The sequence below is a fragment of the Methylobacterium sp. CM6241 genome (assembly GCF_054817845.1).
Window position 1 is genome coordinate 870,894 of record NZ_CM139246.1, and the last position, 13,058, is coordinate 883,951.

7 protein-coding genes are annotated in these 13,058 nt (G+C 69.8%); 4 read left to right on the forward strand and 3 right to left on the reverse strand.

Going from position 1 to position 13,058, the window contains the following annotated elements:
• Positions 1 to 14 precede the first annotated feature (14 nt).
• The 4 genes from ACYQR9_RS04025 to ACYQR9_RS04040 all read left to right on the forward strand — a co-directional run bounded on the left by ACYQR9_RS04025 (position 15) and on the right by ACYQR9_RS04040 (position 9,729).
• Complete coding sequence (locus tag ACYQR9_RS04025; RefSeq protein ID WP_461229730.1) at positions 15 to 5,255, forward strand: alpha-2-macroglobulin family protein; 5,241 nt, start codon at positions 15 to 17, stop codon at positions 5,253 to 5,255.
• 4 nt (positions 5,256 to 5,259) lie between these two features.
• Positions 5,260 to 7,464 carry a penicillin-binding protein 1C gene (pbpC, locus tag ACYQR9_RS04030; protein ID WP_461228787.1) on the forward strand — a complete coding sequence of 735 codons (2,205 nt, stop codon included), beginning with the start codon at positions 5,260 to 5,262 and terminating at the stop codon, positions 7,462 to 7,464.
• Between the two features lie 334 nt (positions 7,465 to 7,798).
• Positions 7,799 to 8,833: a GGDEF domain-containing protein gene (locus ACYQR9_RS04035; protein WP_461228788.1), complete on the forward strand. Its 1,035-nt coding sequence runs from the start codon at positions 7,799 to 7,801 to the stop codon at positions 8,831 to 8,833.
• A 179-nt stretch (positions 8,834 to 9,012) separates the two neighbouring features.
• Positions 9,013 to 9,729 carry a hypothetical protein gene (locus tag ACYQR9_RS04040; RefSeq protein WP_461228789.1) on the forward strand — a complete coding sequence of 239 codons (717 nt, stop codon included), beginning with the start codon at positions 9,013 to 9,015 and terminating at the stop codon, positions 9,727 to 9,729.
• 7 nt (positions 9,730 to 9,736) lie between these two features.
• On the opposite strand, the gene ACYQR9_RS04045 is transcribed toward ACYQR9_RS04040, so the two are convergent.
• The 3 genes from ACYQR9_RS04045 to ACYQR9_RS04055 all read right to left on the reverse strand — a co-directional run bounded on the left by ACYQR9_RS04045 (position 9,737) and on the right by ACYQR9_RS04055 (position 13,020).
• Positions 9,737 to 10,711: a sulfonate ABC transporter substrate-binding protein gene (locus ACYQR9_RS04045; RefSeq protein ID WP_461228790.1), complete on the reverse strand. Its 975-nt coding sequence runs from the start codon at positions 10,709 to 10,711 to the stop codon at positions 9,737 to 9,739.
• Positions 10,712 to 10,964: 253 nt separating this feature from the next.
• Positions 10,965 to 12,128: an FMNH2-dependent alkanesulfonate monooxygenase gene (ssuD, locus tag ACYQR9_RS04050; protein WP_056422701.1), complete on the reverse strand. Its 1,164-nt coding sequence runs from the start codon at positions 12,126 to 12,128 to the stop codon at positions 10,965 to 10,967.
• Positions 12,129 to 12,174: 46 nt separating this feature from the next.
• Positions 12,175 to 13,020 carry an ATP-binding cassette domain-containing protein gene (locus ACYQR9_RS04055; protein ID WP_461221837.1) on the reverse strand — a complete coding sequence of 282 codons (846 nt, stop codon included), beginning with the start codon at positions 13,018 to 13,020 and terminating at the stop codon, positions 12,175 to 12,177.
• Positions 13,021 to 13,058: the final 38 nt, after the last annotated feature.

Consider the following 13,058-nt stretch of genomic DNA (forward strand, 5'->3'; position numbering starts at 1 on the left):
GCGGTCTGGTCGCGATGCCGGCTCTCGCCCAGGCGCCCGACCGTCCGGTGGCGCGGATCGCACCCCCGAAACCAGCGCCATTACCCAAGGCTTTTCAGCGTGACGCGCTGGCCAGTGACGGATTCCGTCTCGAGGCGACGTTGCGGTCGGAGGCCGCCCCCGGTCCCGCCAAACCGGCGGCCAAGCTGCGCGCCGAGGGTGAGGCCCTGGTGGAGGCCGAGAAGCCGGCCGATGCCCTCAAGCCCCTCGCCGGGGCCATTGCCGCCGATGCGGGCGACCCGCAGAACTGGATCGCCTATGCCCGCGCTGCGAGCACGGTGGGCAATGACGACCAGACCGGGGACTACTCCTTCCGCCAGCGCCTCCGCGGCCAGGCTCGGGCAGCCGCCTATCAGGCTTACTTGAAGGCACGCGGTGCCACCGCCGAGGCCGAGGCCCTGGCGACGCTGGGCGAGGTCTATGCCGATGAATCCGAATGGCGGCCCTCGCTCGAGGCCTACCGCGCCAGCCTCGCGCTCGCCGACGATGCCACGGTGCGCGAAACCTATGAGGGTCTGCGCGCTGAGCACGGCTTCCGCATCCTCGACTACAAGGTTGATTCCGACGCCGCCGCCCCGCGCGTCTGCTTCCAGTTCTCCGAAAGCCTAGCCCCGAAGACCGATTTCACGCCCTTCGTCGCCGTCTCGGGCGCCGCCAACGCCGCCGTCACCGGCAGCGGGCAGCAGATCTGCGTGGACGGGCTGAAGCATGGCGAGCGCTACGCCTTCGTGCTGCGCTCGGGCATCCCGTCCTCCGTGGGCGAGGCTCTGCTGAAATCGGCCGATTACGAAGTCTACGTGCGGGACCGTTCGCCCCAGGTACGTTTCACCGGGCGCAACTACGTCCTGCCGCGCACCGGACAGGCCGGCGTGCCGCTGGTCTCGGTCAACGCGCCGAAGATCGACGTGGAGGTGCTGCGCGTTGGCGACCGTGGCCTGCTGCCGTCCCTGCGCTCGGAGGAGTTCCTCGGTCAGCTCAGCGGCATGACCGCGAAGACCATCGCCGATCAGAAGGGCATGCGCGTCTGGAAGGGTACCCTCGACACGGCCAAGGCCGAACTGAACCACGAGGCCATCACCGCCTTTCCGGTGCTGCAGGCGGTCGGCAAGCTGGAGCCCGGCATCTACATCATGCTGGCCCAGGCCAGCGGCGTCGCCGCCTCGACGGACGAGGATGGCGGCTACGAGGCCCAGGCCACGCAATGGTTCGTCGTCTCGGATCTCGGCCTCACCGCGTTCAAGGGCCGCGACGGCATCCACGTCTTCGCCCGCTCGCTTGCCAACGCGAAGACGGTTCCCGGCGCCGAAATCCGTCTGGTGGCCCGCAACAACGAGGTGCTGGCGACGAAGAAGACCGACGGCCAGGGCCACGTCGCCTTCGATCCGGGCCTCGCGCGGGGCGAGGGCGGGATCGCGCCCGGCCTCGTCGTCGCCCAGCTCGGCGACGATTACGGCTTCCTCGACTTCTCTCAGAGCGCCTTCGATCTCACCGACCGGGGCGTGAAGGGCCGTCCGCAGCCGGGTGCGGTGGAGGCCTATGTCTTCCCCGAGCGCGGTGTCTATCGCTCCGGCGAGACCGTGCAGGTCACGGCCTTGCTGCGTGACGCCGCCGGCATCGCCGTGCCGAACCTTCCCCTCACCCTGGTGGTGAAGCGTCCAGACGGGGTCGAGTATCGCCGCGTCCAGGTCGCAGATGCCGGCCTCGGCGGCCGCGCCCTGCCCCTCGCCCTGATGCCGGGAGCGATGCACGGCACCTGGCGGATCGCCGCCTATACCGATGCGAAGGCGCCACCTGTCGGCGAGGCCACGTTCCTCGTCGAGGATTACGTACCCGAGCGCCTGGAGGTCACCCTCACCCCGAGGAGCCCGACCCTGACGAAGGGCGAGGCCGCGACCATCGACGTCGCCGCGCGCTACCTCTACGGCGCGCCGGGCTCGGGCCTCGACGTGTCGGGTACGGTCCTGGTCCAGGCCGCCGCGACGAGCGGGATCAAGGGGCTCGACGGGTTCTCCATCGGCCTCGACGACGAGAAGGTAGAGGCGACCTCGGCCGAGATCGAGGCCAAGGCCACCACCGACGCCAAGGGATCGGCGACCGTGACGGTGCCGGTCCAGGCGCTCAGCGCTCCGCGCCCCACCGAGGCGAAGATCACGCTGCAGGTCGGCGAGCCGGGCGGGCGGGCGCTGAGCCGCAGCCTCACCTTGCCGATCCTGCCTTCCGGCCCCGTCCTCGCCATCCGCAAGAATTTTTCTGGCGACCTCGCGGAAGGCGGTGTCGCCACGTTCGACGTGGTCATGGCGAGTCCCGAAGGACGGAAGATCCCACAGAACGGCGTCGCCTGGACCCTGTCGAAGGTCGACCGGAACTACCAATGGTACCGCGAAGGCGGGCGCTGGTCGTTCGAGCCGGTCACCTCGACGCGGCGCATCGCCGATGGACGGCTCGACCTCGCCGCCGATGCGCCGGGCCGGGTCAGTTCCACGGTCAGCTTCGGTACCTACCGCCTCGAAGCCCTGGTCGCCGGCCGGCCCGAGGCCACAGTCAGCGTCACCTTCACCGTGGGCTGGGGCGGATCCGAGACCGCGGACGTGCCCGATCTCCTCGACCTCAAGCTCGACAAGCCGAGCTATGCCGCCGGTGAGACCCTGCGGGCGCGCCTCCAGCCGCGCTTCAGGGGCACGGCCACCCTCGCCGTGGTGAGCGACAAGGTCCACGACATCCTCGACGTCACGGTGTCGGACAGCGGGACCACCGTGGATATTCCCGTGAAGGCGGAATGGGGGTCGGGCGCCTATCTCGTCGCCACCGCCTACCGTCCGCTCGACCAGGCGGCCAAGCGCCTGCCGGGCCGGGCACTGGGCCTCGCCTGGTTCTCGGTGGATACCGACAAGCGCAGCCTCGCCGTGACCGTAGGGGCGCCTGTGACCACGCGGCCCCGCGAAACCCTGACCCTGCCGATCCAGCTCGCCGGTCTCTCCTCCGGCGAGGAAGCACGGATCAGCGTGGCCCTGGTCGATGTCGGCATCCTCAACCTCACCCGCTACGAATCGCCCAATCCCTTCGGCTATTTCTTCGGCCAGAAGGCGCTGGGACCGGAGATCCGAGACCTCTACGGATACCTAATCGACGGCATGCAGGGCACGCTCGGCGCGATCCGCTCGGGCGGTGACGGCGGCGCGGCGGAACTATCTGATTCTCCGCCGACCCAGGCGCCGCTGGCGCTCTATTCCGGTGTGGTCCGCGTCGGCCCCGATGGCCGGGCCAGCGTCGACTTTCCCCTGCCCGCCTTCAACGGCACCGGCCGGGTGATGGTGACCGCCTGGAGCAGAGCGAAGGTCGGCTCCGCGCAGGCCGACGTGATCATCCGAGATCCCGTCGTGCTCACCGGCACCCTGCCGCGCTTCCTCAATGTCGGCGACCGCTCGCGCTTCTTCATTGCCATCGACAATGTCGAGGGACAGGCCGGCGATTATACCGTGGATCTCGACCTCACCGGCCCGGTCCTGGTCTCGGCCGGCGCGGTCCACAGCACCATGAAGCTGGAGGCCGGCGCCAAGGGCTCCCTGGTGATCCCGATCACCGCCTCCGGCCCCGGCCTGTCGCGGCTCGACGTGAACCTCTCCGGCCCCGGAATTACCGGCACCGTCGGCCAGAGCTTCTCGCTGAATATCGGCCCCGGGACCGGAGCCCTGGTCCGCCGCTCGGTGAGTTCCCTCGAACCCGGCGCCACCATGCAGGTGACGGGCGACCTCCTCGCCGACATCCTCCCCGGCACCGGCTCGGTCTCGGTGACGGCCTCCTCGCTCGCCGCCCTCGACGTGCCCGCCCTGCTCCAGGCACTGGACCGCTATCCCTATGGCTGCTCGGAACAGACGGTGAGCCGGGCGATGCCGCTCCTCTACGTCAACAAGCTCGCCTCCCTCGACAGGCTCGGCATCGACGACAAAGTGGACGAGCGGGTGCGCGAGGCCATCGACCGCGTGCTCTCGCGCCAGGACGCTTCGGGCGATTTCGGCCTGTGGAGCGTCGGGGGGTCGAGCGACGTCTGGCTCAACGCCTACGTCACCGACTTCCTGACCCGCGCCCGTGAACGCGGATTCGCGGTGCCGCAGACCGCCTTCGCCAACGCCCTGGACCGCCTGCGCAACACCGTAGCCAACACCACGGAGGTGCGTGACGGCGGCATGGACATCGCCTACGCCGCCTACGTGCTGGCCCGGAACGGGCGCCCGGTGATGGGCGACTTGCGCTACCTCGCCGACACCAAGCTCGGTGAGTTCGCGACCCCTCTCGGACGCGGCCAGATCGCAGCCGCCCTCGCCCTCCTCGGCGACCGGGGCCGCGCGGCCAAGGCGTTCGAGTCGGCGGTGACCGCGCTCGGATCCGCGCGCGACACCTCGACCTATCGCGCCGATTACGGCTCGCGCCTGCGCGACGGGGCCGGCCTTCTCGCTCTCGCCGCCGAGACGGGCCTCGCCCGCGAGACGATCCGGCCGTTGGGTCAGGTCATCACCCAGGAGCGGGCCAGCGGACGCCTCACCAGCACCCAGGAGAATGCCTGGATGGTGCTTGCCGCCGAGGGGCTCGCCAAGGACGCGGAAGCGTTGAGCTTCAGCGTCGACGGCACGCGGCAATCGGGCCCGGTCTCGCGGCTCTACCGCGCCCCCGCCCTCGACGCGAGGCCCGTCACCATCACCAATGACGGGACGGGCGCCGCCCAGACGGTGGTGAGCGTGTCGGGCAATCCCATCGCGCCGGAGCCGGCGGAATCACGGGGTTACTCCATCGAGCGAACCTATCATCGCCTCGACGGCACGGTGGTGGATCTCACGCAAGGAGTTCGCCAGAACGACCGCCTCGTGGTGGTGCTTAAGGTGGCCGAGGCCAAGGCCAGCGCCGGCCGCCTCCTGCTGGTGGACCGCCTGCCCGCCGGGCTGGAGATCGACAATCCGAAGCTCCTCGATTCCGATGCCCTGGCGGGGCTCGCTTTCGCCAAGTCGGACGTGCAGCCGGTGAGCACCGAGTTCCGAGACGATCGTTTCGTGGCGGCCTACGAGCGCAGCCCCGAGCAATCCGCCTTCTTCACCGTGGCCTACACCGTGCGGGCGGTCTCACCCGGCACCTATGTCCATCCCGGCGCCACCATCGAGGACATGTACCGCCCCGAACGCTTCGGCCGCACCGCCTTCGGTTCGGTCGAGGTGAGCGCGAAGTAGGCTCATGGAACGCGACATCCCCTCCCCTCCCCCCTTTGCGGGGGAGGGTGGCCCACGAGGTGGGTCGGGAGAGGGGAGCGCCACGTCCGGAGAGGTCGCCCCCTCTCCCGCCTGCTCCGCAGGCACCCTCCCCCGCAAGGGGGGGAGGGTTTCCGGCGGCGTGATCGCCCTCCTCATCCTCCTCCCCGCCCTCGCCCTCTGGCGCTTCGTCGCGACCCTCCCGCCCCTCGACCTGACCCAGGCGAGCCTCCGATCAACCGTCATCCTCGACCGGGACCGCCATCTCTTGCGCCCCTTCGCCACCGCCGACGGGCGCTGGCGGTTGCCGGTGACGGGGGCGGATGTCGATCCGCGCATGCTCGCCATGCTGAAGGCCTACGAAGACCGGCGCTTTGCCGACCATCCCGGCATCGACCCCGCAGCGACCCTGCGCGCCGCCTGGCAATGGCTCCGCCACGGCAGAATCGTTTCCGGGGGCTCCACCCTGTCGATGCAGGTGGCTCGCCTCGTGGAGCCGCGCCCCGAGCGCTCGCTCAGCGCCAAGCTTCGGCAGATGGTGCGGGCGGTCCAGCTGGAACGCCGGTTGGGGAAGGACGGCGTGCTCGACCTCTATCTCGCGCTCGCCCCCTATGGCGGCCCGGTGGAGGGCTTGCGGGCGGCGAGCTTCGCCTATTTCGGGCGCGAGCCCGCCCGGCTCTCCTTCGCCGAATCCGCCCTGCTCGTCGGCCTGCCGCAGGCGCCCGAGGCGCGCCGGCCGGATCGTTTTCCCGCCCGCGCCCGGCAGGCGCGCGACAGGGTGCTCGACATCGCCGCCGCGCGCGGAATCATCACGCCCGCCGAGGCGAAGGCCGCCAAGGCAGAACCGGTGCCGGACCAGCGAAAGCCCTTCCCGATGCTGGCGGCCCATGCGGCAGAAGCGGCCGTGGCCGCCGATCCCGCCGCGCGGGTCCAGCGCCTCTCCCTCGACGGGCGGCTGCAGGCGAGCCTCGAACGGCTGGCCGCCGAGCGCGCCGCGGCCATCGGGCCGGGCATCTCGGCGGCGATCCTCGCCATCGATAACCGCACCGGCGCGGTGATCGCGCAGGTAGGGAGCGCCGGCTATCTCGACGCCAGCCGCTCCGGTGCCATCGACATGACGGGGGCGATCCGCTCGCCCGGCTCGGCCCTGAAGCCGTTCATCTACGCGCTGGCCTTCGAGAACGGCATCGCCCATCCCGAGACCCTTCTCGACGACCGGCCGGTGCGCTTTGCCGGCTCCTACGCGCCGGAGAATTTCGACCTCAGCTACCAGGGCACCGTCACGGCGCGGCGCGCGCTCCAGCTCTCCCTGAACGTGCCGGCGGTGGACCTGCTGGAGGCGGTGGGCGCCGCCCGCTTCGTCGCCCGCCTGCGCGGCGCGGGAGCGCGGATCGACCTGCCGCGCGACACGGCACCCGGCCTGCCGGTGGCTCTGGGCGGCCTCGGCATCACCCTCACCGACCTCGCGCGGCTGTTCTCCGGCCTCGCCCGTGGAGGCTCGGTGCCCGACCTGATCCGCCGCCTCGACGGGCCGGCCGCATCGCCCCCGCCGGAGCTGCGCGTCACCGAACCGGTGGCGGCCTGGTACGTCGCCGATACCCTGCGCGGTGCGCCGCCGCCGGAGAACGCGCTACCCAACCGGATCGCGTTCAAGACCGGCACATCCTACGGCTATCGCGATGCTTTGGCGGTGGGGTTCGACCGGCGCGTCACCATCGCGGTCTGGGTCGGGCGGGCGGACGGCAACGCCGTGCCGGGTCTCGTCGGTCGGGCGGTGGCCGCGCCGATCCTGTTCGACGCGTTCTCGCGCTTCGGCGGCGAGCCCGATTCCGTGCCGATGCCGCGCGACGCCCTGGTGACTACCACCGCCGGCCTGCCGCCGCCCCTGCGCCACATCCGCAAGGACGTGCCCAAGACCCTGTCGGCGGCCCTGGGCTCGGCCCTCAAGATCGCCTACCCGCCGAATGGCGCCCGCATCGATCTCGGCCTCGCCGAACCCGGCCCTGCGCCGAGCCTCGCCCTGAAGGCGCTCGGCGGGGTGCTGCCCCTCACCTGGATGGTCAACAGCCTGCCCGTCGCCGAGAGCGCCCGGCGCCAATCGGAATGGTCACCGGACGGCGCGGGCTTCGCCAGGATCTCGGTGATGGACGCGTCGGGTGCCAGCGACAGCGTTGTTGTGAGGCTGGAGTGACCGCCGACCCGGCAGGTCGTGGTGCAACCTTGAAAGTCGCGCGAAAGGCTTACACGCGCTCGACGAGCAACGATACTTCGCGACGACTTAGTGCACCGGCGATGGATTATCCTCGCCCAATCGCCACGAGCAGAGCGCCGGTATTTATCACATCACACCAACCTCGCGACAGTTATCGCCAGGATTCAGCTGGACCGGATCCTTCGGTGATGCGCTCTTAAGGCTTTGCCGTTAAGACAGTTTCGGTCCGTGCCGCTACGAAGTCGCCTTCATGTTTCCGATTCCCGACGTGCCGACCCTTAGTCTATGCAGCACGCTGATAAGCGTTGCTTTCATGACGGTCTATCTGACGTTGTGGCGCAACCGGACCGGACAATCTTTCCTGCTCGACTGGGCGGCAAGTTCCGGACTCTACGCGGCGATCATGATCGGCTTCGGAGTGGTGGGCGATCATCCGGTTGCGATCGCGGTCCTGCACGCGCTGCTCGGCGCTTCCTCTCTCCTGGTCCTCACCGGTGTGGACCGGTTCGACGGTCTGCCAAAGCGTCGCCCCTGGGCGATTCCCCTGATCCTGGTGCCCGGCCTCGGATATCTCGGCCCCGCCCTTCTGCTGGACCGGACGGCCGCGCAAATGGGTGGCATCCTGGGCTTGGCGGTCGTCATGCTGGCGATCGGCTCGGTTCTCGTGAGCGGCCGGCGCGGCGACGTCATGGGAGGGCGCCGCATCGCCGGACTGGCGCTCCTCGGATACATCCCCGCCTATCTGCTCACGCTCGTCATCCTGACGAACCACAGTGAGATCCCCTATGCCGTGGCCCTGGTGCCACTGCTGGCGGACCAGATCCTGCTCCCTATCCTCAATCTCGGCCTCATCTCGATGCCGGGCGAACGGGCGCAAGCAGTTCTTCGCCGTCTCGCCCTGCATGATACGTTGACGGGCGCTCTCAATCGCGCCGGCCTCACGGCGGATTCGCCGGCTATCGTCGCCCTGGACACGGCGGTGATCGCCATCGATGTCGATCACTTCAAGTCCATCAACGACCGTTACGGCCATGCGGCGGGCGACGCGGTGCTGGTCGCCCTGGCCACCTGCACCATGCGCCGCCTTTCGGGCCGGGACCTTTTCGTGCGCCTGGGTGGCGACGAGTTCATCGTCGTTCTCGCCGACACCGCCCGCGAGACCGCCCTCGCCTTCGCGGACGATCTACGACGTGCCTTCCGGGCGCTGCCGGACCTGCCGACTTGGACCGCCAGCATGGGGGTGAGCATGGTCGCGGCGGGGGAAACGTCGCTCATCCGGGCGATCGCGCGGGCCGACGAGGCCCTCTACGAGGCCAAGGCGTCGGGACGCGACCGCGCCGCGGCCTGACCGCCGTGAAGGCTCATCGCGGCTCGCATGCGAAGCCGGCCCCCAGCAATGACGCCCCTCGCGTGCGACGCGTCACGCCGGAGGCTCGCGAATTCGTGTGTCCTCCGCCTGGGCCAAGCTTTGAAGCGGCCGATCGATTCGACGGACGAAGGGGCGGCGGACATGAATGAGGATCGGACATGAGCGGTAGCATGGTCCCAGCGACCGATCCCCTCGCGGTCGCGGAAGCGACCCTGGCCGACGCCGCCGCCTCTCTCGAACCGGCGAGCGCACAACGCCTGCCGCTAGCCCTCAAGCTCGCCTATACGGCCTTCATGGCGGTGCTCGTGCCCGTCTACTGGAGTTGGTACGGGCCGACCAACTTCCTCTATTTCTGCGACGTCGCCCTGCTGCTCACCCTGGTGGGGATCTGGCGGGAGAGCCCGCTCCTGGTCTCCATGCCGACGGTGGGCATCCTGGCACCCCAGTTGCTCTGGGTGGTAGATTTTCTCGCCGAACTCGGCGGCGTGTCGCTCACCGGCATGACCGCCTACATGGTCAAGGCCGGGAACCCGCTGTTCCTGCGCGGGCTCTCGCTGTTCCACGGCTGGCTGCCGTTCCTGCTCGTCTACCTAGTCTGGCGCCTCGGCTATGACCGGCGTGCCTGGGCGGCATGGTCCGGCCTCGCAGTCGCGGTGCTGTTCGTGTGCTTCTTCCTGATGCCCGGTCCGCGCCCCGATGCCGGGCTGGACCCCGTCAACATCAACTACGTCTGGGGCATGAGCGACGCCGTCGCCCAGACGATGATGCCGGCCTGGGCCTGGTTCGCGAGCCTTCTCGTCGTCATCCCCCTCGTCCTGTGCGGGACGACCCACCTCGTCCTGCGCCGGCTCATGTCGGCGCCGGCCGGGCGGTAGAGCCCCATCAGCTCCCGGATTTCCGCACGGCGTCGGAGACCGTGATGGGCTTGGGCAGCAGGCCGAGGCGGTGGAACGTGTCGGCCACCTTCTGCTGGTCGGCGATCACGGCCGCGTCCAGCGGGGTCACGCCGTAGGTCAGCCGCTTGAGGGCGATCGTGAGGATCGGCGCCGGGATGCCGATGGCGGGGGCCAGTTCGCCTGCCACCGCGTCGGTATTGTCCTTGGCCCAGGCGTTGATCTCGCCGATCGCCGCGAGGGTGGTATCGAGCGCCTCCTTGTTGGCGTCGGAGAATGGGCGGGTCGACAGGTAGAACTGCCGGTTCGGCACGATGTCGGTGCCGTTGACGAGAGTCCGCGCGCCGGTGGCCCGCTCGCCCGAGGCGAGAAAGGGGTCCCAGATCACCCAGGCATCGACGGCGCCGCGCGAGAAGGCCGCGACCGCGTCGCCGGGCGCCAGGAAGACCGGCGTCACCGCCTCGTAGGGCACGCCGGCCTTCGCCAAGGCCTCGACCAGGAAGTAATGGACGTTCGAGCCCTTGTTCAGGGCGATCTTCTTGCCGCGCAGATCGGCGACGGTCTTGATCGGGCTGTCCTTGGCGACGAGGATCGCCTCGCCGAGCGGTGCCGCCGGCTCGTGGGCGACGTAGAGGAAATCCGGGTTGTTGGCCTGCCCGAAGATCGGCGGCGCCTCCCCGGCCGAGCCGAGATCGATGGCCCCGGCATTCAGCGCCTCCAGCAGCGGCGGCCCCGAGGGAAACTCGGCCCAGCTCACCCGGTAGCCGAGCGGCGCCAGCTTCTTTTCCAGCAGGCCCTTGCCCTTGAGCAGGACCAACGTCCCGTATTTCTGGTAGCCGACGCGGATGACCTTGTCCTCCGCGCGCGCCAGCAGCGTACCGAGGATGAGGAACGCCAGGGCGGTGAGGAGGGCGAGGGTCGTCGGCCTGGGCGGGGAGAGGGTGCGCGCAGTGGAACGGGGCATGGAATGTCCTCGTACAGCTTCTGGAACAGATGTCCGGTGAGAGCCCCACCTCTCTCCGCGTGCGAGGAAAGGACCGGATGCACCTTGTCGGTCATCCGGTGAGTGGAGGCGAAGCCGGAACGACGGTGAGGGGGGACTCACCGGAAGAACCTCCTTCGGCGTCAGCCCCTCACCATCGGCTGCCGCCTCGCCGCGCCGACGACGGGGTAGTCGCAGCCCTGTCCCCGCGAGCGGGGAGAGGCGATGCTCTCCCTCAATGCGCCGCGATGCGGCGGCTGGGCACGATGTCGTTGGCGATGACTTCACCGAACGGGCCGTTGTTGCGGGCGTTGCTCGGGGGAACGCCGGTGGTGGCGCGGAGCGGCAGCTTCGGAAAGACGAGTTCGGCAAAGCGGTAGGCCTCCTCCAGATGCGGGTAGCCGGAGAGGATGAAGCGATCGATCCCGAGGTCGATATACTCCTTCATCCGGTCCGCCACCTGATCGGCCGAGCCCACGAGCGCCGTGCCGGCGCCGCCGCGCACGAGGCCGACGCCGGCCCAGAGGTTGGGCGAGACTTCGAGCTTTGTGCGGTCGCCGCCATGGAGCGCCATCATCCGGCTCTGGCCCACGGAATCCTGACGCTTGAGAGTGGCCTGCGCCCGCGCGATGGTCTCGTCGTCGAGGCGTGAGATCAGGTTCTCGGCCGCGGCCCAGGCTTCGCCCTCGGTCTCGCGGACGATGACGTGGAGGCGGATGCCGTAGGAGAAGGTCTTGCCCTTGCGGTCGGCGGCTTCCTTCGCCTTGGCGATCTTCTCGGCGACGCCCGCCGGAGGCTCGCCCCAGGTCAGGTAGACTTCGCAATGCTCGGCCGCGACTTCGATGCCGGCCGGCGAGGAGCCGCCGAAATACAGCGGCGGATAGGGTTTCTGGACCGGCGGGAAGATGAGCCGGCCGTCCTCCACCTTGAGATGCTTGCCTTCGTAATTCACCGTCTCGCCGGACATCAGCCCGCGCCAGACATGCAGGAACTCGTCGGTGACAACGTAGCGCTCGTCATGGTCGAGGAAGACGCCGTCGCCGCGCAGTTCCACCGGGTCGCCGCCGGTGACGACGTTGATGAGGAGGCGCCCGTCCGAGATCCGGTCCAGGGTCGCGGCCATGCGCGCGGCCATCGACGGCTCCTGCAGGCCGGGACGCACCGCCACGAGGAAACGCAGGCGCTTCGTCAGCGCCGCGAGAGCCGAGGCGATGACCCAGGAATCCTCGCAGGAGCGGCCGGTGGGCAGCAGCACGCCGTAATAGCCGAGCTCGTCCGCGGCCTGCGCGATCTGGCGGAGATAGGCCAGCGACACGTCGCGGGCGCCTTCCTGCGCGCCGAGGTAGCGGCCGTCGCCATGGGTGGGAAGGAACCAGAGGACGTCGGTCTCTGCGGTCATGGGATGCTCCTGGTGTTGTGCCGGTGGGATCGCGCGCGTCCGGGGATCAGACCGGGGCACGGTCCTTCAGCAGATGGTCGAGGATACGGCCTTCCAGCCGAGCGAGTTCGGGGTCGCCGCGCCGGCGCGGGCGGGGCACGTCCACGGTCAGGTCGAGGGCGACGCGGCCCTCCTCCACCACGAGGATGCGGTCGGCCATGGCTGCCGCCTCGGCGACGTCGTGGGTGACGAGGATGGCGGTGAAGCCCTGGTTGCGCCAGATCCGCTCGATCATGTCCTGCATGTCGATGCGCGTCAGGGCGTCCAGTGCACCGAGGGGCTCGTCGAGGGCGAGCAGGCCCGGCCGGCTGACGAGGGCGCGCGCCAGGGCGACGCGCTGGCGCTGGCCGCCGGAGAGGGTCGCCGGCCAGTTGCCGGCCTTGTCGGTGAGGCCGACCTCGGCCAGCACGGAAGCGGCCCGCTCGCGCCGTTCCTGGCGCCGCCCGGCCCCGCCGAGCCCCACGGCGACGTTGTCGGCGACCCGGGCCCAGGGCAGCAGGCGCGGCTCCTGGAACATGATGCGCTTGGTAGCCGAGCGCGCACCTGGGTTCTCCAGGTCGATCCGCCCCGCGCTCGGCTGTTCGAGCCCGAGAATCAGGCGCAGCAAGGTGCTTTTGCCGCAGCCCGAACGGCCGACGATGGCCACGAACTGGCCCGCCGGGATGTGCAGGTCGAGCCCCTCGATCACCTGATGACCGTCGAAGGATTTCGCCAAGCCGCGCAGGGTGACGGCGACCCCTGTGCCTGCGGTCGCCGCAGGACGCGTGGACTGGCGGAGCGGGGGAGCGACGGGCACCTCGCGGGGCGGCGCGAGAGGGGCGTCGGACGCCCGAAGCAGGGTGGAGGCGGTCATGGACGTCGTCCGTAGGGTTGATCGAAGAACAGGGGCAC

Excerpts from the sequence above, each read along its gene's own strand:
- ACYQR9_RS04025 (WP_461229730.1), top strand. The coding sequence starts at position 15 with ATGCCGGCTCTCGCCCAGGCGCCCGACCGTCCGGTGGCGCGGATCGCA.
- pbpC (WP_461228787.1), top strand. The coding sequence starts at position 5,260 with ATGGAACGCGACATCCCCTCCCCTCCCCCCTTTGCGGGGGAGGGTGGC.
- ACYQR9_RS04035 (WP_461228788.1), top strand. The coding sequence starts at position 7,799 with ATGACGGTCTATCTGACGTTGTGGCGCAACCGGACCGGACAATCTTTC.
- ACYQR9_RS04040 (WP_461228789.1), top strand. The coding sequence starts at position 9,013 with ATGAGCGGTAGCATGGTCCCAGCGACCGATCCCCTCGCGGTCGCGGAA.
- ACYQR9_RS04045 (WP_461228790.1), bottom strand. The coding sequence starts at position 10,711 with ATGCCCCGTTCCACTGCGCGCACCCTCTCCCCGCCCAGGCCGACGACC.
- ssuD (WP_056422701.1), bottom strand. The coding sequence starts at position 12,128 with ATGACCGCAGAGACCGACGTCCTCTGGTTCCTTCCCACCCATGGCGAC.
- ACYQR9_RS04055 (WP_461221837.1), bottom strand. The coding sequence starts at position 13,020 with ATGACCGCCTCCACCCTGCTTCGGGCGTCCGACGCCCCTCTCGCGCCG.